This window comes from Donghicola tyrosinivorans (assembly GCF_003003355.1).
Classification (GTDB): domain Bacteria; phylum Pseudomonadota; class Alphaproteobacteria; order Rhodobacterales; family Rhodobacteraceae; genus Donghicola; species Donghicola tyrosinivorans.
In genome coordinates this window covers 169,057-194,515 of record NZ_PVTQ01000002.1, presented here as the reverse complement: position 1 = coordinate 194,515, position 25,459 = coordinate 169,057, and the positions used below count along the sequence as shown (strand labels likewise).

The window sequence follows — 25,459 nt, the reverse complement described above, 5'->3', positions numbered from 1 at the left end:
GCTTGGCACAAATACCTCGGGGGTCCGGGGGCAGCGCCCCCGGCTCTCACCACCAGAAAGGAACTTCAAAATGGCATCCTACGACGTGATCGTGATCGGCGCTGGTCCTGGCGGCTACGTTTCGGCCATCCGCGCTGCGCAACTGGGCCTGAAAACCGCCTGTGTCGAAGGCCGTGAAACTCTGGGCGGCACCTGCCTGAACGTGGGCTGTATCCCCTCGAAAGCCCTGCTGCACGCCACCCACCAGTTGCACGAAGCCGAACACAACTTCGCCGCCATGGGCCTCAAGGGCAAATCCCCCAGCGTCGACTGGAACCAGATGCAGGCCTACAAAGGCGACGTCATCGGCCAGAACACCAAAGGCATCGAATTCCTGTTCAAAAAGAACAAGGTCGACTGGATCAAAGGCTGGGCCACCATCCCCGAAGCGGGCAAGGTCAAAGTCGGCGACGAAGTCCATGAAGCCAAGAACATCATCATCGCTTCGGGCTCCGAAGTGGCCACCCTGCCCGGCGTGACCATCGACGAAGAGATCGTGGTCTCCTCAACCGGAGCGTTGTCGCTGCCCAAGATCCCCAAGAAAATGGTCGTGATCGGCGCTGGCGTCATCGGTCTGGAACTGGGCTCGGTCTACAAGCGCCTCGGCGCTGAGGTGACCGTGGTCGAGTACATGGATGCAATCACCCCCGGTCAGGACGCCGAAGTCGCCCGTGCCTTCCAGAAACTGCTGCAAAAACAGGGCCTGAACTTCGTTCTGGGTGCCGCGGTTCAGGGCGTCGAGACCACCAAGTCCAAAGCCAAAGTCACCTACAAGCTGAAGAAAGACGACAGCGAGCACACCCTCGACGCCGATGTCGTGCTGGTGGCCACTGGTCGCAAACCCTTCACCGACGGCCTCGGCCTTGCCGCTCTGGGCGTTGAGATGACCGACCGCGGCCAGATCAAAACCAACGCCCACTGGCAGACCAACGTGCCCGGCATCTACGCCATCGGCGACGTGATCACCGGCCCGATGCTGGCGCACAAAGCCGAAGACGAAGGCATGGCCGCCGCCGAAGTCATCGCGGGCAAGCATGGCCACGTGAACTACGGCGTCATCCCCGGCGTCATCTACACCCACCCCGAAGTGGGCAGCGTCGGCGCGACCGAAGAGCAACTGAAAGCCGAAGGCCGCGCCTATAAGGTCGGCAAATTCAGCTTCATGGGCAATGGCCGCGCCAAGGCAAACTTTGCTGCTGACGGCTTTGTCAAACTGCTGGCGGACAAAGAAACCGACCGCATCCTTGGCTGCCACATCATCGGCCCGATGGCGGGCGACCTGATCCACGAGATCTGCGTTGCCATGGAATTCGGCGCCTCGGCCGAAGACATCGCCCTGACCTGCCACGCGCACCCGACCTACTCGGAAGCGGTCCGCGAAGCAGCTCTGGCCTGCGGCGACGGCGCGATCCACGCCTAAGACGCGCCAATCTAAAGAACCTGCAAAACCCCTGCCTCTGTGCAGGGGTTTTTCATTTGGATCAGGTCCAACGCTGAAATCCTCTTGCCACACGAATTTACCTGACCTAAGTCAGATAAATGACCCATGACCCCATAAAACGATTCCGCCGCTTCGCCCGCTCGGTCACCACCGAGGTCGGCGCGCTGGACGATTCCTTCCTTGGCAGAGGCCGCTCGCTCGGGGCGGCTCGGGTACTGAACGCCATCGGCCACGGCCGCACCGACGTGGCAGAGCTGCGCCAATATCTGAACCTTGATAGCGGCCTGCTCAGCCGCCTTCTGCGCCAACTCGAAGGGGAAGGGTTGATCACCGTCACGCCCCACCCCACCGACGCCCGCGCCCGCATTGCCGCCCTTACAGAGACGGGCGCTGATGAATTCGCCGCCTATGAAGACATCTCGGACAGCCGCTCTCGTGACCTCTTTGACCGCCATCCCCATCCGCAGGCCCTGCTGGATGCGATGGACCTGATCGCCAGCGCCCTTGGCCGCGACCGCATCCGGACCGAGGTCCAAGACCCCCGCGCACCCCAAGCCCTGTTCTGCCTGCAAGAATACTACGCCGAACTGGGCCGCCGCTTTGAGACCGGGTTTGACGTGAACCTCAGCTGCGATCCGCAGGCCACCGACATGATGGCCCCGCGCGGCACCTTTCTGGTGGCCCTCTCGGACGATATGCCCATCGGCTGCGTCGGGATCAAAGGCAATGGTGGCCCCGTGGCTGAGGTCAAACGCCTCTGGATCGCCCCCTCGGCCCGCGGCCTTGGCCTTGCCAAGCGTCTGATGCAACAGGCCGAAGACGCCGCCCGCGCGCTGAACATCACGACACTACGCCTTGATACCAACAGCGCCCTGCCCGAGGCATTGCGCCTATACCAAACCACCGGCTGGACCGAAATCCCGCGCTTTAACGATGACCCTTATCCGGATCACTTCTTCGAAAAACATCTGGAATGAAAAAAGGGCCGGATGAAAGAGGATCAGTCCCATCCGGCCCCAGTCACTCTACGAAAACCGTAGAAACGTGAGCATGCAACCAAGGCCTATTGGGTAAACCCCGATCACATCTGTAAAAACGCAGCACCCGCGAACTTCCGTCGCGGGTGCCAAAACTTTTTCGAAAAACTTATCGGGTCTTTTCAGATCACTCAGCCGCAGTGCTGGCCGCATCCTTGGGCAATTTGAACCCCGCCTCGCGCATCAGCTTGTCCGAGCTTTCCTCGATCACTTCTTCCACCTTGGCCATGAACTCCGACACCGGCAGACCCGCCTCTATCGGGTCAAGGAATTCAACGACCGCCACGCCAGGCTTGCGGAAAATCCCCAGACGCGGCCAGAATACGCCCACATTGGTGCCCGCCGGATGCACGCGCTGCTTCATCTCACGATAAAGAACACCCGCGCCGATCTTGTAAGGCGCATCCACACCGGGGGCCACGCGGGTCCCCTGCGGGTAAATAATCAACTGGCCCTTCGGCGTGTCGGTCCGACGCGCCTCAAGCACCATCTTGCGCATTGCCTCGGACCGGCGTCCGCGCTGGACCGGAATGCACCCGATCATCTTGCCGTAAAAGCCGATCACCGGCGCATAGCGCAGGCTATGCTTCATGATGAACTTCGGCTCGGGCACAACACTGGCGATCATCAGAATATCCAGAAAGCTCTGATGCTTTGAACACACCAAAATCTCCCCCGTCGGCACAGGTCCGCGGATTTCCGTCTTCAGACCCACCATCCAACCGGCGGTCCAGCGCACCCAGTTGCAATAGGCGTGAATAGCCGAATACGCCCCGCGCGAACTGAAATACGCCCACGGTGCCCAGACCAGCCCGATCACCGGCAGCATGAAGTACATCTGTAAAAAGAAGATAAACGAGCGCACCCACTGGATTGCATGTTTCATCAGCGAAGTCCCCTCAGTGTTCGCATCGCCGCCTCTCGGGTGGCGACAAAGGCCACCACCGCCCCTAGCGGCGGGATCAGCAGGGGCCACAACCAGTGCCACCCCTCAAATCCCAATCCTGTTAAAAAGCCCCCTTCGGGCTGCGCCGACGGCAACAATGCCACGGCGATCATACCAACAGCCGTGCCTGCCGCGCCACCAATCAGCGCCCGCAGCGTGAAACGCCGCACAAACGCACCTGCGATATAGCTGTCCTGAGCGCCCACCAGCCGAAGCACACGGATCACCTGCGAATTTGCCGCCAAAGCCGCCGTCGCCGCCAGTGTGATCATCGCGGCCATCGTCCCGCCAATCAGGATCAGCGACAGCGCCCCAAGCAGACGCAAGCTACGCGCCGCCTTCACCAGCGGCCGCCGCCAACGGGTGTGATCATCCAGCGTCGCGCCGGGTACCTCGGCCTGAAGCCGCAAGCGCAGGCCCTCGGCGTCAAAACCATCGCCTTTTTCAACCACTTCGATCAGCTGCGGCACCGGCAACCCATCAAGGCTCAGGCCGTTCCCGAACCACGGCTCAAGCAATTGCTGCTGTTCTTCCGTCGTCAGGGCGCGGGCGCTGGCCACTCCTGGCGTGGTCTCTAGCACCTTGAGGGCCGCAGCAGTCTGATCGGCCACCTGCGCCTCGGGCGCGGAAATCCGGATGGTCGAGCTGCGCGCCAACTCATCCCCCCAAAGGCTGGCCAAACGCCCCGTCGCCATCGAAAGCGCTAGGGCAAAGACCGCAAGAAACGCCATCGCGCCGGCGCTGAACAGGGTCAGCCGTACCGTGTGACCGGTGGGCGGCACCACGCGATCGGACTGCGCATCCCCGACCAACAAGGCCAAAGCCGTTTTCAACGCCTTCATAGATCCGCCCCCGCCAGTTGCAGCTTGCGGTTGGCGATCCGCAAAACGCGGGCCTGAACCTGACTTTTCGCAGCGCGGATCAGCGCCAGATCATGGGTCGCGATCACGACGGTCTTTCCCAGCCGATTGAGTTCAACCAGCAGGGTCAGCAGACGTTGGGACATTTCCCAATCCACGTTGCCTGTCGGCTCATCCGCCAGAATCACGTCGGGCGACATGATGATCGCGCGGGCCAGCGCGGCGCGCTGCCGTTCGCCCCCGGACAATTCAGGCGGCAAAGCACGGGCACGACTGCCAAGACCCACCCACTGCATCAGCTCTTTCAGGTTCGCCTCATCGGTCCACTCGGAATGGCCTGAAACCGTAAGCGGCAGTGCGATATTTTCATAGAGCGGCAAGTGATCAAGAAACTGGCAATCTTGATGCACCGTGCCGATTTTCCGCCGCAACAGGGCAATCTGGTCGCGGGTCAGATCGCGCACGTCGCGCCCGAACAGACGCACCGTCCCCGAGGTCGCCGTCAGGTCGCCATAGCACAAGCGCAAGAACGTGGTTTTCCCTGCGCCGGATGGGCCCGTCAGAAAGTGAAAAGACCCCGGAGCCAGCTTGAGAGAAATGCCGCTCAGCAATTCCCCGCCACCATAGGAGTAGGCCATATTTTCCAGTTCGATCACGCTGTGAACCTCTGCCGAAAGTTCCTATGCTTTTGCCGCACCAGTCTATGGGTTGCAATCCGTCCTGTGAGCATTGACTTTGCAGTTCTTTCAGCAAGGATTACAAGGGACTGGATAATTTGAACATTCCGATGCGCCATTTGGCGCAAAACGCGGGGGCAATATGCGTTTAACCTGTCCGAACTGCGGCGCGATCTACGAAGTGCCAGACAACGTGATCCCAGAAGACGGGCGCGATGTCCAATGTTCGAACTGCGCCGTAACGTGGTTCCAGCATCCTGCCGGATGGGAAGAACCCGAAGACGACCTGCCCGACGACGACACTTCGGCGGGTGGGACCGAAGACCCCGTCCAAGCCACTGGAACTGAACCCCTTCCTCAGGACCCAATCCCGGCGGAAGAGCCAGAACCTGTACCCGCCCAACAGGATCCCGAGCCGCAAGATGCGCCCGATGAGGCACCGCTTCCCGAAGACCCTGTTCCTGCGGACACGCCCCAAGAAACCCCCAGTGAAACTGCGGCGCCCGGGTCTGATGACACAGCCGGCGCCGAAGAACTGGAACCGGAAGAGTTATTGGCCCGGCTAGAGGCTGCGGAAGCAGCAGCTAACGAAGCGACTACGGAAGAGGCACCTTCGGTTCCGCCCGCAGCCGCTGCGGCCGCTGCCACGGCAACCCGACGCGAGCTAGACCCAGCGATTCGCGACCTGCTGCGGGAAGAGGCCGAGTACGAATCGCAGATGCGCGCCAAGGACAAACAGGCTGATCCCATCGAAACCCAGCCCGATCTGGGTTTGACCGATCCTCCGCGCCGCCGCGTGATTCGTGTCGAACGTCACAAGATTGACGACCAAGACGAACCAGAGGCGCAGCCCGAAGCAGTGGATGAAGAAAGCACACCCGAGAAGCCCTCAAATTCTCGCCGTGATTTGCTGCCCGATATCGAAGACATCAACTCGACCCTGCGCGGCCGCGATCGCCTGCAAGGCCCCACCACTGTGGGCGAGCTTATGGAAGACCCCGAAGAAACCCGCTCGGGCTTCCGGTCGGGGTTCTTTCTAACTGTTCTGTTCGCTTTGGTTCTTGGCGCTGTTTACCTCCAATCCACCCCGCTTTCGAAAGCCATGCCCGCTGCCGCACCCACACTGCAGAACTATGTCGAGAACGTGGATCAGGCGCGTGGTTGGCTGGACACCCGCGCCCGCGGGGTTGTGACATGGCTGGACAGCTTCAGCTCTGAAGCTGCTGAGACCAAGGAATAAGCCGGAACCTCTTAGGGAACGGTAAACGGGCGCGGGAAATCCGCGCCCGTTTCGCATTAAATCATGTGTATTTCTCAGAATCGGTCCAACAATCGGTTCAGGTAATCGCGCTCTTCCTCCGGTCGCTCCGCCTCGGACGATCGACGGCGGATTTCATCCGTCAATTCTTCAGCCCGGCGATAGGCATCTTCACCCTGCAGCATATCGTTGTCAGATCCCAACGGAGCCCCATTGCCTTCACGCCGTCCAAGCGGGTCCTGACGTCCGTCTTCCGCGGGACGTCCCTGCCCTTGCTGACCACCCGCCTGCTGCTGACCATCCTGTTGGTTTAGCGCTTCATTCAGACTGCGCATACCCTCGCGCAGACGCTCAATCGCTTCTGCCTGGCGGTCGATTGCGCGGCCCAAGTTATCGTCGCGCAGCGCCTCAGCAGCCTCATCCATCGCACGACCAGCATCGCGCAGAGATTGACGCGCAGCCTCGCCTTCATCGGTACCAGCTCCGGGCAAATTGCCCTCTTGCCGCTGCAACTCATCACGCAATGCTTGCTGCCGCTGCGCCAACTGATCAGCCAGATCACCCTGACCTTGCCCTTCACCCTCTTCGGGCTGGCCACCCTGACCATTCTGGCGCTGGTTCAGCTCGTTAAAGCTGTCGTCCGAGAGGTCCTGCTGCTCCCGCAGCGTATCGCCCAGTTGATCCAGCGCCTGCTGGCCCTGCCCCCCTTGGCCCTGCGTGACTTGCATATTCTCCATCATCTGCATTAACTCATCCAATAGCTGCTGCGCCTCGGCCATCCGGCCCTCGTTCATCAGCCGCTGGATGCGATCCATCATCGCCTGCAGATCGTCCTGTGTCAGTTCCGTCGCCTCGCCAGAGCGCTGCGCATCGGGGTCGTTCTCATCCCCGTTCCGCTCGGCGAGTTCGCGCATATAATCCTGCGTCGCCTGTCGTAATTCCTCCATCAAGCGCGCGATTTCATCTGGGCTTGCCCCGTTGCGCATGGCCTCGCTCAGACGTTCTTGCGCCTGCCGCAACCGCTCAAGCGCGTTCTCCAAATCACCGTCTTCCAAGGCCAACGCCAGCGCCCAAAGCGCCTCGGCCAACTCATCCCGAGCCTCTGAGGTCAAACCACCTGTTGCAATGCCTTCCTGCAATCGGACTTGGATCGCCTGTAGTTCGGTAAAATTATCCATATCGCGGAAGACTTCTTCAGGCAGCCAAGTCACCGCCCGCAGCACCTGATCCACGCGCGCGCCATTTGTCCGGTTCCACAGCAAATCCCGCCGCGCCTCAATCACCGCTTTGGCCATCGGATCAAAGAAACTACGCCCCGGCAGCGGAACCGAAATCGGCGCAGATTTCCCCACTTGCCCCTGTGCGTCCGTCACCGAAAGCGAGATCGTAACCGGGAGCCCCGCCCAAGGATGCTGACTGAAATCCTCACGCAGAATCTCGCCAAACGCCTGCCGATTTCCGGAAAAGCTCATCGGCAAATCTACCCGCACAATGTCCCGTGGCTCAGGATCGGGCGTCAGACCATAACGGCGGTTCACATTGGGCAAATCCAACGCAATTTCCGCCGTACCCGAGACGATGCCATAGTCATCCTCGGCCCAGAAGGGCAGCGTCATTTCGCCTTCGGGTGTGGTCTCGATCTCTCCGTCGTGACTGATCGTCGGAACCTGATCGGGCCGCAAAGCGATCTGCCATATCCGCCCATCGGTGCCTGTCACTTCAACCTCACCTGCTTGGCGAACAGTGAAATCTTTGCGCATGGCCGCTATCTGCGTCTCATCGACGGGCGTTCCGCTTACTGTTTCGCGGACGTCCACTCCTTCGGCGCCATAGACTCGCAGCGTCAAGCGACTGCCCTGCACCACATCCAGCGCACCTTCGGGAATGTCGTTTAGGTAAAGGGCTGGCAATCGCGTGTGCCTCGGCGGCTCTAACCAACCTTCCCAAGCAGGGCCGGATGCCAAGGCAGCGCCGTCCGGCGTCCCTTCAGGTCCACGCCCCATCCCGAATGAACCGAACAGCAGCGCCATTCCCAACGCAACTGCCGCAACATATCGCAAAGCATAAGGGTCACGCTGGCGTTGACTTAGCTCTGGCGGAACCGCCCGCGCCAGTCGCGCGCGCTGCGCCATCATCTGCAAATGGGTACGCCACATCGCTTCGGCCGAGGCGTCCCCGCGCCCGACAGCAGGTGTATCCAGCAAAGCTGCCAAAGGGCGCCCCGGCAAAGTTGCATCCAGACGACGTAGAGCATCAGACCGGCTAGGCGCAATAAACTGCCGCTGTCCCTGCCAAGCAGTCACGACAAACGCACCCGCGAAGAAGCCAACTAGCAACCACAGAGCCAGCCCATCAAACAGACTAAATCCGTTAAAAAGAACGGCTGCAGCAAGGACAAACAGCACCGACCACAATGGCCAGAACGCCCGCACGCCCCGCTCGGCCCAAAGGCCGAGCCACGTCAGGAACAGTGGCGTTCTGATGTTTTGCGGTAGCTTGCTGAGTTCTGCCATACACCTCGCCCAAAAACCTTACTCTCGGCAAAACGCCTCAGAGCCATTCGGGAATCGTATCCCGATTTATGATTTCGTCAAAGGTCGGCCGCTTGCGAATGACAGCATATTGATCATCCTTCACCAGAACTTCGGGGATCAGAGGCCGTGTGTTATACTCGCTCGACATGACCGCGCCGTATGCACCAGCGCTGCGGAACGCCACCAGATCCCCTGCCGCCGTCAGCGGCATATTGCGCTGTTTGGCAAAAGTATCGCCCGATTCGCAGACAGGCCCAACAATGTCATACGGCTTTTGTTCGGCACCCGCCTCGGCCTCAACCACCGGAATAATATCGTGATGGGCGCTGTACATAGCGGGGCGCACCAGATCGTTCATTGCGGCATCAAGGATCATGAAATCGCGGCCCTCACCCTCTTTCATGTAGATCACACGGCTCACCAGAATGCCCGCATTGCCTGCCACAAGGCGACCCGGTTCAATCTCAATCTCGCACCCCAAATGGCCTAACGTCCGCTTGATCAGCGCGCCATATTCGATGGGAAGCGGCGGAGCGGTGTTGCCGCGCTCATAAGGAATACCCAGACCGCCACCCAGATCCAGACGCGTGATCTCATGACCGTCGGCGCGCAAAGCTTCGGTCAACTCGGCCACCTTCTTATATGCCAATTCGAAAGGCTCAAGCTCGGTCAATTGGCTGCCGATATGCACATCAATCCCGACAACCTTCAAACCGGGCAGCGCAGCCGCTTCGGCATAAACCTGACGCGCCTTGGCAATCGGAATACCGAACTTGTTCTCAGATTTACCCGTGGCAATCTTCTCGTGGGTTTTGGCATCCACATCGGGGTTCACACGTACAGTAATCGGGGCGACCACACCCAAGCTGCGGGCAACGCGATCGATCTCGCGCATCTCCGGCTCGCTCTCGACATTGAACTGGCGAATACCACCGGTCAGCGCCGCGCGAATCTCTTCCTCAGTCTTACCAACGCCCGAGAATACAATGCGATCTCCGGGCACGCCCGCTGCTTTCGCGCGGGCATATTCCCCGCCCGATACCACGTCCATTCCTGCGCCAAGTGCGGCCAGCGTCTTCAGAATCGCCTGATTGCTGGCCGCTTTCATGGCGTAGCACACCAGATGAGGCATCCCCTCAAGCGCTTCATCAAACAGCCGGAAATGCCGCTCCAGCGTCGCGGTCGAGTAGCAATAGAACGGCGTACCAACCTGTGCCGCGATCTCGGCCACGGGCACGTCTTCTGCAAATAGCGTCCCGTCTTTGTACAGGAAATGATCCATAGCCCCGGCCTCCTTGGCGGCAAAACTGTTGCGGCCTTGTAGAAAAAGCGCCGCCCTTCCGCAATCACCCTGCCTCGACAAACATATCGCGCAAAGGTTTCTTCTTGATGAACACCTACAGAAAGAAAACAAAAAAGCGGACCCGCGGCCCGCTTCTTTATCGCTGAAATACTCAAAGTCGGAAGGCTTCAGTCAATCGGCCGGCTCCGGAACCAAAGATACAGTGGCAATCCACAACTCACCCCGATGCAGAACGTGGCAGGAATCGCCCAAAGCGCCGCCCAATTCCGCCGCACAGCAACCTCGGCCAGTATCCAGACCGTCAGCGCAATCGCCGAAATCGTCAGATCCCAGACCAGTCCACTGGTTGCCGCGTTCACATGCCAAGCGTCGATCAAGTCCGCCAAGTCGATGCCGTTCTCAAGAAACCAGCGCACGAACCAGCTCATCGGATGGATCGCACCCCAGACTGCAAGTCCCAAGTATACCATCCGAAGCAAGCTCACGATGCAGCGCCTTCAATAACGACCAACGCCGGCACCTGTTTCGGGCCTGGCGTGGTGGGCGGACCGTCCGCGCCACAGGCGACCAGCACGAACAGCAAACCAATCAAAGCCAGTCTCATCCAAGCACCTCTTTCCAGCGCGCCACCTGTGCCCGAACCTGCTCTGGCGCAGTACCACCATATGACGTGCGCGACGCGACCGAGTTGTCCACCCCAAGCACGCCAAATACCTCATCCGTGATAGCATCATGCACGGATTTCATGTCATCCAAAGTCAGATCAGGCAGGTCACAATTCTTGCTTTCGGCCAGCGCCACCAACGCGCCGGTGACATGATGCGCCTCGCGGAACGGCATATCCAGCACGCGCACCAGCCAATCCGCAAGGTCCGTCGCGGTCGAGAACCCGCTGCCCGCCGCCGCCGCCAGCTTGTCACGGTTAGCGGACATGTCCTTAACCATGCCCTCCATCGCGGCCAGAGCCAGCATCAGGTTATCGGCCGCATCAAAGACCTGTTCTTTGTCTTCCTGCATGTCCTTTGAATAGGCCAGCGGCAGCCCCTTCATGACCATCATCAGCGCCACATTGGCCCCAAAAATCCGACCAATCTTGGCGCGGATCAATTCGGCCGCGTCAGGGTTCTTCTTTTGCGGCATGATCGAACTGCCGGTAGAGAAGCGGTCAGACAAGGTCACAAAACGGAACTGCGCCGACGACCAGATCACCAGCTCTTCTGCAAAACGGCTCAGGTGCATGGCGCAAATGCTGGCGGCACCAAGGAACTCCAGCGCGAAATCGCGGGCCGACACCGCATCCAGCGAGTTCGCCATCGGGCAGTCAAAGCCCAGCGCCTCCGCGGTCATGTGACGGTTTATCGGGAACGAAGTCCCTGCCAGCGCCGCCGCGCCCAGCGGGCTTTCATTCATCCGAACGCGCGCGTCCTTGAAGCGGCTCAGGTCGCGGCTGAACATCTCGACGTAGGCCATCATATGATGACCCCAAGTCACCGGCTGCGCCGTTTGCAGATGGGTGAAGCCCGGCATCACCCAACCCGCGCCAGCTTCAGCCTGTGTCAGCAGTGCACGGATCAGCGCCTCGATCCCGGTGATCGCCGCGTCAATCTGGTCACGCACCCACAGGCGGAAATCGGTCGCGACCTGATCGTTCCGCGACCGTGCGGTGTGCAGGCGTCCCGCAGGTTCACCCACGATCTCTTTCAGGCGGGCCTCCACGTTCATGTGGATATCCTCAAGTGCGGTCGAGAACGCGAAAGATCCGCTTTCAATCTCTGACAAAACCGTGAGCAACCCTTCCCGAATTGCCTCGGCATCGCTATCCCTCAGAATGCCTGTTGCAGCTAGCATCGCTGCATGGGCCCGCGAGCCCGCGATGTCCTGCGCGGCCAGCCGCTTGTCGTAGCCGATCGAGGCGTTGATCGCCTCCATGATCGCGTCCGGCCCTGCGGCGAACCGGCCGCCCCACATTGCGTTCGAGGAAGTGTCTGACATGTCGTGCCCCCGGGAGGAATTGATGCGTCTTGTAAAGTCTCTGCTGCTCTATACTGCGCTGTGTCTGGTTGCAAATGGCCCGGCCCTGGCGGCAGACTCTGCTGATTTGGATGCCCTGCGAACGGGCGACATGAAAAAGCTGTCACTTCACAGTGCGCCACAAGCAATCTCGGCCCTGCCATTTCTTACCGAAACTGGCGGCACGGCCACTTTGCAGGACTATAAAGGCAAGGTTGTCCTCCTGAATTTCTGGGCGACGTGGTGTGCGCCCTGCCGAAAAGAAATGCCCATGCTATCTGAATTGCAGACCACCTTGGGCGGTGATGATTTTGAGGTGGTCACGCTGGCCACCGGACGGAACTCTGCCGACGGGATCGCGAAATTCTTCAACGAAATCGGCGTCTCCAACCTTCCGCAGTTCATGGATGAACGTCAGGCCATCGCCCGTGAGATGGGCATTCTAGGCCTGCCCGTCACCGTCTTGATCGACCGCGACGGGAACGAGATCGGGCGCCTGATGGGCGATGCTGACTGGTCCAGCGACAGCGCCGTCAGCATCTTGAAGGCGATGATCGGGGATTAACCCTTTGGCCCGTCCCGACACACGCAATCCATCACGTGATCGTTCACCATTCCGACTGCCTGCATGAACGCATAGACAGTTGTCGGTCCGACAAACTTGAAGCCGCGCTTCTTCAAGTCTTTGGACAACTGCTCGGCGACAGGTGTCTTAGCGGGCACGTCCGACAGCGATTCGATTGGGTTCATCTGAGGCGTGTTGTTCACATAACTCCAAATGTAATCAGAAAAACCCTCCTTCTCTTCGATCGCGATCCAAGCCCGCGCATTTCCGATGGTTGCCGCAATTTTACCCCTGTGCCGAACGACCCGCGCATCCTGCACCAGTTCTGCAATCTCGGTCTCACCCCAGTTTTGCAGCACATAGGGATCAAACCCCTGAAAGGCCGCACGAAATCCTTCGCGCTTTTTCAAAATCGTCAACCAGTTCAATCCGGACTGAAACCCTTCAAGACATAGGCATTCGAACAACTTCCGGCCGTCCCGCTCGGGCACGCCCCATTCTTGATCGTGATAGGCCTGATACAGGGCATCATCCGTCACCCAACCGCATCGTTTCATAACAATTCTCTCCCAGACGCTAAGCGCAAAATAAAAACAAAACATGAACACGTGCGGACAATCTGCCTGACCCAACATAAATTCTCAATTCCTAAAAATTCTAACATTTACAAATTGTTAGCCCCTCGAACGCCAACCTTCTCGTGGTGTGGGAGATTTGAAATGCTGGAAAGACATAAGGAACAAAAGAAACGGGCCCGTCTCAATCCTCTGAAAACCGCTGTGAACGGGCGCGATTCGGATGTGCTGGCGATGGTAGAGCGGGCGCTGAGACATAAAGAGGTGATGTTGGCCTTCCAGCCAGTGGTGCTGGCGGGCAATCACCGGCGGCTGGCCTTTCACGAAGGGCTGATCCGTGTGCTGGATGACACAGGCCGGATCATTCCGGCAAAGGACTTTATCAGTGCGATCGAAGGGACCGAACTGGGACGGCAGGTGGATTGTCTGGCGCTAGAGCTGGGGCTGCGTGAACTGGCCCGCTATCCGGATCTACGCCTCTCGATCAACCTATCGGCGCCGGCCTTACATGACAGGCGGTGGCTGAAAACGCTGGAACACGGTCTGGCGCGACTGGACACAATTGCCGAACGACTGATTCTAGAAATCACCGAAGCCACGGTGATGGCGGACCCGGAACAGGTCTTACCCGCTATGGACGCGCTGCAAATGCGAGGAATCTCCTTCGCGTTGGATGACTTTGGCGCCGGTCAAACCGCCCTGCGCTATTTCACTGATTTTGACTTCGATATCCTGAAAATCGACGGGCGATTTGTTCGGGGAATAGACTCATCGGCTGACAAACAGGCAATCGCCAGTGCTTTGACCTCCATCGGCAAACATTTCGATATGTTCACTGTGGCGGAACATGTAGAATCGCAACAAGAGGCAAAAACCCTTGCAAAAATCGGTGTTGACTGCCTTCAAGGCTACTTTTTTGGCGCTCCGACCATTTCCCCCCCATGGCACAGAGCCCCCTGCGGCAAAAAGCGGGCATAGCGCTAACAGCGACCAACGAACTGTTGTCGCAGTGCAGAAACCTGTTACGAATAAAAGCGTCGGTGGGGGGAGACAGGGCCGACGTAAAGGCCCCGGGCGCCCTCTGCCCCGTAATTCTGGTAGAGGACACCAATATGACGAACGTAGTTATTGTTTCGGCTGGCCGTACGGCTGTCGGCAGCTTTCTTGGATCTTTTGCAAATACGCCGGCTCACGCCATGGGCGCAGCAGTTCTGGAAGCCATCGTCGCGCGTGCTGGCATCGAAAAGGGCGAAGTGTCCGAAACTATTCTGGGTCAGGTTCTGACTGCCGGTCAGGGCCAGAACCCTGCGCGTCAGGCACACATCAACGCCGGTCTGCCGATTGAATCGGCGGCTTGGAGCATCAACCAGGTTTGTGGTTCGGGTCTGCGCGCTGTTGCGCTGGGTGCCCAGCACATCCAACTGGGTGACGCGGCCATCGTGGCAGCGGGCGGTCAGGAAAACATGTCGATGTCGCCCCATTGCGCGGCGCTGCGTCAGGGCCAGAAAATGGGCGACATGCAGTACATCGACACCATGATCAAAGACGGCCTGTGGGATGCGTTCAACGGCTACCACATGGGTCAGACCGCTGAAAACGTCGCGAACCAGTGGCAGATCAGCCGCGAGATGCAGGACGCATTCGCTGTTGCGTCGCAGAACAAAGCCGAAGCCGCCCAGAAGGCTGGCAAGTTCGCGGACGAAATCGTGCCCTTCACCATTTCGACCCGCAAGGGCGACATCATCGTGGATGCGGACGAATACATCCGTCACGGCGCCACCATCGAAGCGATGCAGAAACTGCGCCCCGCATTCACCAAAGACGGCAGCGTCACCGCGGCGAACGCATCGGGCCTGAACGACGGCGCGGCCGCTGTTCTGCTGATGACCGCAGATGAGGCAGAGCGTCGCGGGCTAGAGCCTCTGGCACGCATTGCGTCCTACGCGACCGCCGGTCTGGACCCCTCGATCATGGGCGTCGGCCCGATCCACGCCAGCCGCAAGGCGCTGGAGAAGGCAGGCTGGAAAGCCGAAGATCTGGATCTGGTCGAAGCGAACGAAGCCTTTGCTGCGCAGGCTTGCGCTGTGAACAAAGACATGGGCTGGAACCCCGACGTTGTGAACGTGAACGGCGGCGCGATCGCCATCGGTCACCCCATCGGCGCGTCGGGCTGCCGTATCCTGAACACCCTGCTGTTCGAGATGAAGCGTCGTGAGGCCAAGAAAGGTCTTGCCACTCTGTGCATCGGTGGCGGCATGGGTGTTGCCATGTGCCTCGAACGGGCATAAGAAGATCGGGCGCGCAAGAAAATTGCGCGCCCTAATTACTTTAGGCAAAAAAATTACTAACGCACGGAGATAACATGGGACGCGTTGCACTGGTTACCGGAGGCTCGCGCGGCATTGGCGCGGCGATTTCGAAAGCACTGAAAGACGCTGGCTACACTGTTGCAGCCACCTACGCGGGGAACGACGAGAAGGCCGCCGCCTTCACCGAAGAGACCGGCATCAAGACCTATAAGTGGAACGTTGGCAGCTACGAAGAATCGGCCGCCGGCATCGCGAAAGTCGAAGCAGATCTGGGCCCCGTCGATGTGGTTGTTGCGAACGCGGGCATCACCCGTGACGCGCCTTTCCACAAGATGACCCCCCAGCAGTGGCAGGAAGTCATCGACACCAACCTGACCGGCGTTTTCAACACCGTTCACCCCCTGTGGAACGGCATGCGTGACCGTGGCTTTGGCCGCGTGGTCGTGATCAGCTCGATCAACGGTCAGAAGGGTCAGTTCGGTCAGGTGAACTACGCCGCGACCAAGGCGGGCGATCTGGGCATCGTCAAGTCGCTGGCTCAGGAAGGCGCAGCGAAAGGCATCACCGCCAACGCAATCTGCCCCGGCTACATCGCAACCGAAATGGTTATGGCTGTGCCTGAGAAGGTTCGCGAAAAGATCATCTCCGGCATCCCCGCAGGTCGTCTGGGCGAGCCCGAAGAAATCGCGCGTTGCGTGGTCTTCCTGGCGTCCGACGATGCGTCGTTCATCAACGGCTCGACCATCTCGGCCAACGGCGCACAGTTCTTCGTCTAATTGGATCAAGTGTGGCAAACGTCATAACGTTTGCCATACGTTCGCCAGACGCGCTGCATACCCTGTTTTCGGGGGCGAAAAACGAATTAGGGCCGGTCATCCAGACCGGCCCTTTCCATTGGTGAACGCCGTTTCGCCGCGGGAGCGGCAGCGTCCCGATCACCACCAAAGGATTGGCATGGGGACCTCGGCACAAAAGCGTGCGATGTCCCGCGTCGGGGCACCGATTGGCGCAAGCGCTCTAGCTCTCTCACAGGAAGGGTGTGGGTCAGGGTAGCCGCACGAAAAGTTTGGAAAGGAGGCGCTCTGGCGTCCTCAAGGGTCGTGGCTGACTTAGTGACCGCACACCCGCTCCTCTGGAGATGTCCCTTTCATGGGACCTACCCTATTGCAGGATGCAACAGGACAGAAGGCGCAGTGATTTCAAAAAGTTAGCGGGTGAAAACAATAAGCCCGCGTCAACTGGAACCTAGTGAGTGAGGCGCTGGATTTCTTCCTTCAAGGCCAGCTTCTGCTTTTTAAGTTTGTTAATCTGAAGAGGGTCCGCAGCCGGTGACCGGCTTTCCACCTCGACCTGTTGGGACAGTGCTTGATGTTTACGACGCAGCTCTTGAACGCGGGAATTCAAGTTCATGGAAAGAAACTCCTCTCTGCTGTTGTAACAGTTTTATTGCACCACAGATTCGCGTTTGTGTCACGCCGCACCGCAAAAATCGGCCAAAAATGGCCAGCAATTGCGAAATTGCGAAATAATACTGCTCAGGAAGCGATCCAAGGCAGAGGAAGCCCGTCCTTTAGAACCCCAATTGCCCACGATTGATAGTCAATCCCGTCCTTCAAGTGAGTCGGTCCATCATGCATCACCAATGGACTGTGCAGCTGCAGCGGAGAACGGCCGTTTTTTTTGCCTCGGATGAGAAATAAATGTGAATCCCGCCCCTCACGCGCCACCAGCGGCTGGATACGAATTGATCCAAGATGAGACTGCATCGCAGCCACCATGTCCCCCAACCGGTCGGTGCGCTGGATAAAGATCGCTTCGCCCTTGGGGCGCAGGCGTTTGGCTGCCACCCGCACCCAGTCGGCCAGCGCCGTGGCCTGCTCGCCCAAGGCAGTCTCACGGCCCGCATCCTGCGCTTGATGGCGCGAGCCGGGCGCGTAATAGGGCGGATTGGCCATGACATAGTTGAACTGCTCTAGCCGCACCGGTTCAGGCAGCGCGCTCAGATCGCCTGTGTGGACTGTAAAATCCGCCTTCGCTTCAGCGGCATTCTGCCGCGCCAGATCTGCGTATTCGGGCTGAACCTCTACGCCGGTCAGGTGAACCCCGTCCACCCGCGCGGCCAGACACAAGCTTGCAACGCCCACGCCGCAGCCCAACTCTAGCACGTGATCGCCAGCAGTCGCAGGCACCGAAGCCGCCAGCAGCACAGCATCTATACCGGACCGAAAGCCTTTTTCCGGCTGCAATGCCGAGACACGCCCGCCCAGAAAGGCATTCCGCGTTATGCCTTCAGCCAAGCTCAATGCCGTTGTCCTTCAAGGTTGCAGCCGCCAGAAAATAGTCGCTATCTCGCACCATCAGCCGTCTTGGCAGGATTCCAAGCCCACCTTCGAGCACGCTCATATTTACGTCTAACTCATAGCAGTCTATATCCTCGCCAGACAAAAGGGCTTTGGCAAAGGCGATGACGGTGGGATCGTTGCTGCGAAGAAGCTCTTTCATGACAAAGGACTTAAGATGTCCTCAACCGATTTGTCGAGCCTAAGCGACGGGGATGTGATGAGCTTGGACCATACAACCGAAAAACCGCACGATGCCCTCTCGCGCCATCTGGCCGATGGTATGGACGCAGTCAACCTGCTGATCCGCGAACGTATGGCATCCGAGCATGCGCCCCGCATTCCCGAGGTCACAGCCCATCTAGTCGAGGCTGGCGGCAAGCGCCTGCGCCCTCTGATGACCTTGGCTGCCGCTGATCTGTGCGGCTACACTGGGCCCTATGCGGTGCATCTGGCCGCAACGGTTGAGTTCATCCACACCGCCACCCTGCTCCACGACGATGTGGTCGATGAAAGCGCACAGCGCCGTGGTCGCCCGACGGCGAACCTGCTTTGGGACAACAAATCCAGCGTTCTGGTGGGCGATTACCTGTTCGCACGCAGCTTCCAGTTGATGGTCGAAACAGGCCGCCTGCGGGTTCTGGACATCCTTGCGAATGCCTCGGCGACGATCTCGGAAGGCGAAGTTTTGCAGCTCACCGCAGCGCAGGATCTGCGCACGGACGAAGGCATCTACCTGAAGGTTGTGCGCGGCAAGACTGCTGCGTTGTTCGCCGCAGCAACGCAGGTGGGCGGCGTGATCTCTGATGCCCCCGAAGAGCATATTCAAGCCCTCTTCGATTACGGTGACGCCTTGGGCATCGCATTCCAGATCGTAGATGACTTGCTGGACTACGGCGGGAACTCTGACGCCACCGGCAAGAACATCGGCGACGACTTCCGCGAAAGAAAACTTACCCTGCCCGTGATCAAGGCGGTCGCTCAGGCCGATGAGGAAGAGCGCGCCTTCTGGAAGCGCACAATCGAGAAAGGTGACCAGCAAGACGGCGATCTGGAACACGCCCTGTCGCTGCTGGCCAAGCATGGTGCAATGGATGCGACCCGTCAGGATGCGCTTGGCTGGGTCGCGAAGGCGAAAGAGGCCCTTGGCACCCTGCCCGAACACCCCGTCCGCCAGATGCTGATGGATCTGGCCGATTACGTTGTGGATCGCATCCGCTAAAGATCAAAGGGCGCCGCTTCTGGCGCCCTATTTCTTTGAGTATTTATGTCATGAGGAAGCGCAGGTCAGGCAAATGAGCCGGTCTGCCCGCTGGCCACCCACCAATCGGTGTTGGTTTGCTTTAGCACAATCGCGGCGGCCGCGGCGGCCTCCATGGACGGATAGAGCGCGAAGCAGGTGGCGCCAGAGCCGGACATCCGGTGCAGCAGCACCTGATCAGTGGCCGCCATCGCGTCCAACACCGCTGTGATTTCTGGGGCATGAGCCCGCGCAGGCGGTTCCAGATCGTTTCGTTGGCGGCCAAGCCATGCAATGAAGCCAAGGGTGGACGGTTCTTGCGGTAGGGCCTCCATGGCAGGGTTGTCTTTGGAAGCCAGCCCTTTGAAGACCACGGGCGTTGGCACCTCTACGCCCGGATTGACCAGCACCATATGCAAGGTCGGCAGGTTGGGCAGCGGTGTGATCTGCTCGCCGATCCCTTCCATCCGGCACGATTGCGCGGTCAGGCAGACGGGGACATCGGCCCCAAGGCTAAGGCCGTTGTCATTGGGTAGATCACACTGCCACAAGGCGGCCAGCGCGCGCAGGGTTGCCGCTGCATCGGACGAGCCACCGCCGATGCCCGCTGCAGCGGGAAGGTTTTTCTCAAGGCTGATCTGCGCACCAAGGGGCTGATCCCCCCGCAGCAGAGTGGCGGCTTTCAGGACAAGATTTTCGGGGCCTGTGGGCACTCCCGCAGCGCGTGGACCGGTGACGGTCAGTGACAGATCATCGGCCTTGGACACCGTGATACGGTCGCCAATGCCGACAAATACCACAAGGGAATCCAGCAGGTGATAGCCATCTTGCCGTTGTCCTGTGACGTGAAGTGCCAGATTGACCTTGGCCGGAGCGAAGGCCCTATTTGCCATCGGCCACCTTAAGAGGCTCGGCCCCTTCATCCAGTAGGACCTGATCCAAGCCTTTTTCCAGCTTGAGGCGGATGCGGGTTGCATCCTTGTCTTCAGGTTCAAAAGACAGGGCGCGTTGCCATTGAAAGCGCGCTTCCAGATTGCGGCCCACGGCCCAGTAAACGTCCCCTAGATGGTCTGTCACCACCGGATCCACAGGCATCAGTTCAGCCGCGCGTTCCATGTGATCCACGGCCTCTTCGTAGCGGCCCAGACGGTACAGCACCCAGCCAAGGCTATCCACGATATGACCGCTGTCGGGCGAGACCGCGACGGCCTGTTCGATCATCGACAGAGCCTCATCCAGTTTGATGCCCATCTCGACCAGCGAATAGCCTAGATAGTTCAAGACCTGCGGCTGGCCAGGGTTCATGTCCAAGGCGGTACGAAAATCCTTCTCGGCGGCGTCCCATTCTCCAAGGCGTTCATGAGCAATGCCACGGGTGTAGAAGGCAAACCAGCGGGCGTCATTGGGGTCGGCGTAAAGCGACAGAGCTTTGTCATAGGCTTTTACAGCCTCCGCATAGCGGGCCTCGCCCCGATAGAAATCGCCCAAAGTCAGGTGCACGATGGGCAGTTCCGAATGGCTTTTGGACAAGCCTTGCAAAACCTCAATCGCGGTGTCGGTCTTGCCCTGACGGCGCAGCGCCTCAGCGCGGCCCATTTCGGCAGCATGGAAGGCTGGATCATCGGCAGGCACCTTGCGATATGTTTCTGTGGCCAGACCGTAGCGGCCCATCCGTTCCAGCAAATCGGCGGACAGCAGAGTTGCATCAACGTGATCGGGGCGCAGGTATTCGGCCAGACGCGAGTAGATCAACGTGTAATCATCGCTGGCCTCGCCCTCCAACGCGCCAGCCACAGCAAAGAAGACCTCGGCCAAGCCATCTTCGGCGGTGCGAATATGGGTGATCGGCAAACGCTCACCGTCCGAGAGATCAGCCCGCATTTTGCGCAGAGCGGGGTCCAGATCGGTACCGAAAGTGGCGTCCAGCATCTCGACCGCGTCGCCGTTGCGATCCAGCTGACTGAGAACCTCGGCATAGGCCATAGCGCCGCGACGGGTAGACTGCACACGGGCCGAGCCCTGTTCGGCAAAGATTTTCTCTGCCCCTTCCAGATCGCCCACCAGCGCCAGCGCCAGCGCCTTGTGATAAAGGCCAAAGCTGTTCAGACCGTCCTGAGCAGCCACAGTGTCAAAGGCCGACAGCGCCTCGGACATCTTGCCTTGACCTACCAGCGCCCAAGCAAGGCCCAGACCATCGACCAGCGGGCCAACACCTTGGCCATCATCAATCATCTTCTGGACCGTGGCCCAATCGCCGGACTTGGCGGCGGTACTGATCAGGGTCATGAAGGCCAGCTGGCTGTAGGTGCCTGCGTCCACCATGTCCTGCGCGGTGCTTTTGACCAGATCAACCTCGGCCAAAGCCAGATTGGCAGCCACAAGCCCCTGCTGGATGGCGGGGTTACCCGGGTCCATCACCAGCGCTTCGGCAAAGCGCGCGGCGGCCTGACTGAATTCGCGGTCTGCTTCGGCAACTTTCGCAGAAAGATACGGACCAGAGACCCCTTGCGCCGAAGCCGGTATGGCGGTCCCTGCCAGTAAAAGTGCGACCAGTGCAGAGCGAAGGGTTCCAAGCGGCGTCAAAGCGGCCTCCGTAATTCGATTTGCACAAAGCCTAGTGCCGATACCAAGACAAGACAACAAAGGGCGGCAAAAATGCCGCCCTTTTCATCTCACATCTGCGGGATACCGCTTACATATTGGGGTAATTCGGGCCTTCTCCGCCTTGGGGCGTAGTCCAGTTGATGTTCTGGCTGGGGTCCTTGATATCGCAGGTTTTGCAATGGACGCAGTTCTGGAAGTTCACTTGGAACTTCGGACCGTCTTCGCCCTCAAGCACCTCATAGACGCCTGCGGGGCAGTAGCGCTGCGCCGGCTCGTCATAAAGGGCCAAGTTCACATTGATCGGAACCGAGGGGTCCTTCAGTTGCAGATGGCAGGGCTGCTCTTCTTCATGGTTGGTGAAGCTGAAGCTGACGTTGGTCAGACGATCGAACGACAGGGTGCCATCGGGCTTGGGATAATCGATCTTTTTGAAATCCGCTGCCTTGCCGGTAGCCGCCGCGTCCGACTTGCCGTGACGAAGAGTGCCAAAGATCGACAGACCCAGCTTTTCCTGCAGGTGCATGTCCACGCCACCCAGCGCAAGGCTGGCGGCCAGACCCCACTTGGACCACATGGGCTTTACGTTGCGCACCTTCTTCAGGTCCTTGCCGATGGGACCTTCGCGCAGTTCTGCCTCATATCCGGTCAACTCGTCCGACTGGCGGCCCGCTTGGATCGCCTCAAAGGCTGCTTCTGCCGCGGCCTTGCCCGAAAGCATGGCGTTGTGGTTGCCTTTGATGCGGGGCACGTTCACCAGACCGGCCGAGCATCCCAGCAGCGCGCCACCGGGGAAGGTGACCTTGGGGATCGACTGGTAGCCGCCTTCGCTGATCGCACGGGCACCATAGGCCACACGCTTGCCGCCCTTCAGCAACTCGGCCACCATCGGGTGGTGCTTGAAGCGCTGGAATTCCATGTAGGGATAAAGGTGCGGGTTTTCATAGTTCAGGTGAACCACGAAACCGACGTACACTTGGTTGTTGTCCAAGTGATAGATAAACGAGCCACCGCCCGCGTTCGACCCCAGCGGCCAACCCATCGTGTGGGTAACGGTGCCTTCGCGATGCTTGGCGGGATCGATCTCCCAGATTTCCTTCATGCCGATGCCGAACTTCTGCGGGCAATGGCCTTTGGACAGGTCGTACTTGGCGATCACTTCTTTCGACAGCGAGCCGCGCACACCTTCCGACAGGAAGACATATTTACCGTGCAGTTCCATGCCGGGCTCATAGCCCGCGCCGGGGGTGCCATCGGGGTTCTTGCCGAATTCGCCCGCGACAACGCCTTTGACTTCGCCGTTATCACCGTAGACCAGCTCCGAGCACGCCATGCCGGGGAAAATCTCGACACCCAGTTCTTCGGCCTGCTCGGCCATCCAGCGGCAGACATTCGCCATCGAGACGATGTAGTTGCCGTGGTTGTTCATCAACTTGGGCATGGGGAAGTTCGGGACGCGGATTTTGCCCGCCTCACCCAGAACGTAAAAGTTGTCTTCCTTGACCGGAACGTTCAGGGGGGCGCCCTTTTCTTTCCAGTCAGGGATCAGGGCGTCCAGACCGCAAGGGTCCAGCACTGCGCCAGACAGAATATGCGCACCGACCTCGGACCCTTTTTCCAGAACGACGACGCTCAGGTCCGCATCCAGTTGCTTCAGACGGATCGCAGCAGACAGGCCCGCAGGCCCCGCCCCAACGATCACGACATCATATTCCATGGCTTCGCGCACAATCTCGGTCATGCAGCTGGCTCCTCTTTGGTTGTCCGCGCAACAATATTTCAAAATTGACGGCAGTGTTAGGGCTTGAAAGGCCCTCAGGTCAATTGCGACGCGACGATATATTGGTCGAATGCGGCAATGCAGCACAATCGGCTTTGACTTTCCCGTGCGCGAGAACAAAATTCTACCGGTTGCGGCCGGTTTTTCGCAAATGCACCGGAATTCACCGCAAAGACAAATCACGTAGGCGACTCGCACCGGTACTTACAGACTATCGCTTTGATCCGGCAGGTTTTCCCCACCTGCCTGCGAAAGCCCTTGAAATTCCCCCCTGCCTCAGTTCAGGTAGCATAACGCTTGAAAAACCGGCGGCACGGACAAACCGTGCGCCAAGAACGGAATCCAGAGGCCATGGAAAAGATACCTATGACCCGCGCGGGCGCGAACGCGCTCGAAGCCGAATTGAAACATCTCAAGTCTGTCGAACGCCCTGAAATCATCAAGGCGATCGCCGAGGCACGGGAACACGGCGACCTGTCCGAGAACGCCGAATACCATTCGGCCCGCGAAAAGCAGTCGTTCATCGAAGGCCGCATCAAAGAACTGGAAAGCGTCATCAGTCTGGCCGACATCATCGACCCGACCAAACTGTCGGGCGCGATCAAGTTCGGCGCCACTGTGACCGTGGTGGACGAAGACACCGATGAAGAAAAGAAATGGCAGATCGTTGGCGAATATGAGGCCGACATCGAAAAGGGTCTGTTGAACGTCAAATCGCCCATCGCCCGCGCCCTGATCGGCAAGGAAGAAGGCGACAGCGTCGAGGTTCGCACCCCCGGCGGCCAGAAATCCTACGAAGTTCTGACAATCGACTACATCTGACGGAGCCCTCATGGCAGAGGAGCCCAAAGGCCGGCTGACGGCCCAACGCCTGTTGGACCAAAGCACCATCGAGACAGACAGCCCCACCCCGGGCGAGACGATTGCAGTCGCTCTGACAATCGTCTGGCTTGCCCTGTGCGCGGTGTTCTTTTTCGTGCTGGACCGGTCCGGCAGCTTTGACAGCCTGCGGGTTATCCTCATTGTTCTTGCGGTGTTCATGCCCATCGGCATGGTCTGGGTGGCGGCCACCGCCGCCCGCTCGGCGCGGATCATGCGCGACGAATCCCGTCGCCTGCATCTGGCCATCGACGCCCTGCGCAAAGACTACCTCGGACAGCAAAAGAACCGTGGCAGTTCACTGGAAGAGGCGATCAACCGCAAGCTCGACGCCATCGTCGCACAGCAGCAGAAATCCGACAGCGCCATCGCTATCTTCAGTTCCTCGCGCCGGATCGATGCCCTGCGCGGCGAAGATGACGCCGAAAACCAGCCCCAGAACAGCGATCAGCCCTCTCTGGCCCTTGGCACACCCGCCGAGGCAATGCGCGCCCCGCTGGCCAAATCGGACTTCATCCGCGCCCTCAACTTCCCGGAGACCGCCGATGATGCCGAAGGCTTTGCCTCTTTGCGCAAAGCTCTGAAAGACCGCCCCACCGCACAACTGGTGCAGGCCGCGCAGGATGTTCTGACCCTGCTAAGTCAGGACGGCATCTACATGGACGACCTGCGCCCCGACCGCGCCAGACCCGAAATCTGGCGCCGCTTTGCCACCGGCGAAAGGGGCCGCACCATCGCCGATCTGGGCGGTATACACGACCGCTCCAGTCTGGCCCTGACCGCAGGCCGCATGAAGCAGGACCTGATCTTCCGCGATGTTTGCCTTCATTTCCTACGCCGCTTCGATCAGGTCATCTCGCGCTTCATCGAAAACTCGACCGACGAAGAGATCACCGTCTTCACCGAGACCCGCACCGCCCGCGCCTTCATGCTGGTGGGCCGTGTCCTCGGCACCTTCGACTAAGCTTCTTTATTGCAGAAATACTCAAAGGCGCCTTCCGCATCACGGGAAAGTGCCCCGACATGGTTGCACCACCTCTGCAACCGCGTTAGCCCCCTCAGGTCC

25 protein-coding genes are annotated in these 25,459 nt (G+C 59.5%); 10 read left to right on the top strand and 15 right to left on the bottom strand.

Annotation, left to right across the window (positions count from 1 at the left end):
• Positions 1-70: 70 nt before the first annotated feature.
• Positions 71-1,459, top strand: coding sequence for a dihydrolipoyl dehydrogenase (gene lpdA / locus CLV74_RS03445; protein ID WP_106262823.1), 1,389 nt, complete (start codon positions 71-73; stop codon positions 1,457-1,459).
• 119 nt (positions 1,460-1,578) lie between these two features.
• Positions 1,579-2,457 (top strand): bifunctional helix-turn-helix transcriptional regulator/GNAT family N-acetyltransferase, encoded by an 879-nt coding sequence (locus CLV74_RS03440; protein ID WP_106262822.1) that lies wholly within the window; start codon positions 1,579-1,581, stop codon positions 2,455-2,457.
• A 187-nt stretch (positions 2,458-2,644) separates the two neighbouring features.
• Here the strand turns inward: CLV74_RS03440 and CLV74_RS03435 are convergent, their stop codons facing one another.
• From CLV74_RS03435 to CLV74_RS03425, 3 genes are read right to left on the bottom strand one after another with little or no spacing between them, the layout of a single operon-like run.
• Positions 2,645-3,403 carry a lysophospholipid acyltransferase family protein gene (locus CLV74_RS03435; RefSeq protein ID WP_106262821.1) on the bottom strand — a complete coding sequence of 253 codons (759 nt, stop codon included), beginning with the start codon at positions 3,401-3,403 and terminating at the stop codon, positions 2,645-2,647.
• On the bottom strand, positions 3,403-4,305 hold the full coding sequence (locus tag CLV74_RS03430; protein ID WP_106262820.1) for a cell division protein FtsX: 903 nt from the start codon (positions 4,303-4,305) through the stop codon (positions 3,403-3,405). The genes CLV74_RS03435 and CLV74_RS03430 overlap by 1 nt, the downstream gene beginning before the upstream one ends.
• Complete coding sequence (locus CLV74_RS03425) at positions 4,302-4,979, bottom strand: cell division ATP-binding protein FtsE (RefSeq protein ID WP_106262819.1); 678 nt, start codon at positions 4,977-4,979, stop codon at positions 4,302-4,304. Before CLV74_RS03425 ends, CLV74_RS03430 begins: the two co-directional genes overlap by 4 nt.
• Positions 4,980-5,142: 163 nt before the next feature.
• On the opposite strand from CLV74_RS03425, the gene CLV74_RS03420 reads away from it, so the two are divergent.
• Positions 5,143-6,240, top strand: coding sequence for a zinc-ribbon domain-containing protein (locus CLV74_RS03420; protein WP_106262818.1), 1,098 nt, complete (start codon positions 5,143-5,145; stop codon positions 6,238-6,240).
• A gap of 74 nt (positions 6,241-6,314) precedes the next feature.
• On the opposite strand, the gene CLV74_RS03415 is transcribed toward CLV74_RS03420, so the two are convergent.
• From CLV74_RS03415 to argH, 5 genes are all read right to left on the bottom strand, one after another.
• Complete coding sequence (locus CLV74_RS03415; protein ID WP_106262817.1) at positions 6,315-8,771, bottom strand: DUF4175 domain-containing protein; 2,457 nt, start codon at positions 8,769-8,771, stop codon at positions 6,315-6,317.
• Positions 8,772-8,808: 37 nt separating this feature from the next.
• Positions 8,809-10,074 (bottom strand): diaminopimelate decarboxylase, encoded by a 1,266-nt coding sequence (gene lysA / locus CLV74_RS03410; RefSeq protein WP_106262816.1) that lies wholly within the window; start codon positions 10,072-10,074, stop codon positions 8,809-8,811.
• Between the two features lie 188 nt (positions 10,075-10,262).
• Positions 10,263-10,565, bottom strand: coding sequence for a DUF2834 domain-containing protein (locus CLV74_RS03405; protein WP_245888445.1), 303 nt, complete (start codon positions 10,563-10,565; stop codon positions 10,263-10,265).
• 11 nt (positions 10,566-10,576) lie between these two features.
• Positions 10,577-10,699: an argininosuccinate lyase gene (locus tag CLV74_RS03400; protein WP_106262814.1), complete on the bottom strand. Its 123-nt coding sequence runs from the start codon at positions 10,697-10,699 to the stop codon at positions 10,577-10,579.
• Positions 10,696-12,087 carry an argininosuccinate lyase gene (gene argH, locus CLV74_RS03395; RefSeq protein WP_106262813.1) on the bottom strand — a complete coding sequence of 464 codons (1,392 nt, stop codon included), beginning with the start codon at positions 12,085-12,087 and terminating at the stop codon, positions 10,696-10,698. The genes CLV74_RS03400 and argH overlap by 4 nt, the downstream gene beginning before the upstream one ends.
• Positions 12,088-12,109: 22 nt before the next feature.
• Here argH and CLV74_RS03390 point away from each other — a divergent pair, with 22 nt between their 5' ends.
• Positions 12,110-12,670 (top strand): TlpA disulfide reductase family protein, encoded by a 561-nt coding sequence (locus CLV74_RS03390; protein WP_106262812.1) that lies wholly within the window; start codon positions 12,110-12,112, stop codon positions 12,668-12,670.
• Here CLV74_RS03390 and CLV74_RS03385 read toward each other — a convergent pair.
• Complete coding sequence (locus CLV74_RS03385) at positions 12,667-13,227, bottom strand: DNA-3-methyladenine glycosylase I (RefSeq protein ID WP_106262811.1); 561 nt, start codon at positions 13,225-13,227, stop codon at positions 12,667-12,669. The genes CLV74_RS03390 and CLV74_RS03385 overlap by 4 nt on opposite strands.
• Positions 13,228-13,389: 162 nt before the next feature.
• On the opposite strand from CLV74_RS03385, the gene CLV74_RS03380 reads away from it, so the two are divergent.
• The 3 genes from CLV74_RS03380 to phbB all read left to right on the top strand — a co-directional run bounded on the left by CLV74_RS03380 (position 13,390) and on the right by phbB (position 16,330).
• A complete protein-coding gene (locus CLV74_RS03380; protein ID WP_106262810.1) occupies positions 13,390-14,223 on the top strand; it encodes an EAL domain-containing protein in 834 nt (277 codons plus the stop codon).
• A gap of 134 nt (positions 14,224-14,357) precedes the next feature.
• On the top strand, positions 14,358-15,533 hold the full coding sequence (locus CLV74_RS03375; RefSeq protein WP_106262809.1) for an acetyl-CoA C-acetyltransferase: 1,176 nt from the start codon (positions 14,358-14,360) through the stop codon (positions 15,531-15,533).
• Positions 15,534-15,607: 74 nt separating this feature from the next.
• On the top strand, positions 15,608-16,330 hold the full coding sequence (gene phbB, locus CLV74_RS03370) for an acetoacetyl-CoA reductase (RefSeq protein ID WP_106262808.1): 723 nt from the start codon (positions 15,608-15,610) through the stop codon (positions 16,328-16,330).
• 469 nt (positions 16,331-16,799) lie between these two features.
• Here the strand turns inward: phbB and CLV74_RS03365 are convergent, their stop codons facing one another.
• The 3 genes from CLV74_RS03365 to CLV74_RS03355 form a co-directional block, all read right to left on the bottom strand.
• On the bottom strand, positions 16,800-16,964 hold the full coding sequence (locus CLV74_RS03365) for a YdcH family protein (RefSeq protein WP_106262807.1): 165 nt from the start codon (positions 16,962-16,964) through the stop codon (positions 16,800-16,802).
• A gap of 125 nt (positions 16,965-17,089) precedes the next feature.
• Positions 17,090-17,857 carry a tRNA1(Val) (adenine(37)-N6)-methyltransferase gene (locus tag CLV74_RS03360; protein ID WP_106262806.1) on the bottom strand — a complete coding sequence of 256 codons (768 nt, stop codon included), beginning with the start codon at positions 17,855-17,857 and terminating at the stop codon, positions 17,090-17,092.
• Positions 17,844-18,056 (bottom strand): putative signal transducing protein, encoded by a 213-nt coding sequence (locus CLV74_RS03355; RefSeq protein WP_106262805.1) that lies wholly within the window; start codon positions 18,054-18,056, stop codon positions 17,844-17,846. The genes CLV74_RS03360 and CLV74_RS03355 overlap by 14 nt, the downstream gene beginning before the upstream one ends.
• Before the next feature lie 57 nt (positions 18,057-18,113).
• On the opposite strand from CLV74_RS03355, the gene CLV74_RS03350 reads away from it, so the two are divergent.
• Positions 18,114-19,115, top strand: a complete 1,002-nt coding sequence (locus CLV74_RS03350) for a polyprenyl synthetase family protein (protein ID WP_106263078.1) — start codon at positions 18,114-18,116, stop codon at positions 19,113-19,115.
• A gap of 65 nt (positions 19,116-19,180) precedes the next feature.
• On the opposite strand, the gene CLV74_RS03345 is transcribed toward CLV74_RS03350, so the two are convergent.
• The 3 genes from CLV74_RS03345 to CLV74_RS03335 all read right to left on the bottom strand — a co-directional run bounded on the left by CLV74_RS03345 (position 19,181) and on the right by CLV74_RS03335 (position 23,475).
• A complete protein-coding gene (locus tag CLV74_RS03345; protein WP_106262804.1) occupies positions 19,181-20,026 on the bottom strand; it encodes a 4-(cytidine 5'-diphospho)-2-C-methyl-D-erythritol kinase in 846 nt (281 codons plus the stop codon).
• Positions 20,016-21,716, bottom strand: coding sequence for a tetratricopeptide repeat protein (locus CLV74_RS03340; RefSeq protein ID WP_106262803.1), 1,701 nt, complete (start codon positions 21,714-21,716; stop codon positions 20,016-20,018). Before CLV74_RS03340 ends, CLV74_RS03345 begins: the two co-directional genes overlap by 11 nt.
• Before the next feature lie 109 nt (positions 21,717-21,825).
• Entirely contained in the window at positions 21,826-23,475 is a 1,650-nt protein-coding gene (locus CLV74_RS03335) for an electron transfer flavoprotein-ubiquinone oxidoreductase (protein ID WP_106262802.1), read from the bottom strand.
• A 390-nt stretch (positions 23,476-23,865) separates the two neighbouring features.
• On the opposite strand from CLV74_RS03335, the gene greA reads away from it, so the two are divergent.
• On the top strand, positions 23,866-24,336 hold the full coding sequence (greA, locus tag CLV74_RS03330; RefSeq protein WP_106262801.1) for a transcription elongation factor GreA: 471 nt from the start codon (positions 23,866-23,868) through the stop codon (positions 24,334-24,336).
• A 10-nt stretch (positions 24,337-24,346) separates the two neighbouring features.
• Positions 24,347-25,357, top strand: coding sequence for a hypothetical protein (locus CLV74_RS03325; RefSeq protein WP_106262800.1), 1,011 nt, complete (start codon positions 24,347-24,349; stop codon positions 25,355-25,357).
• Positions 25,358-25,459: the final 102 nt, after the last annotated feature.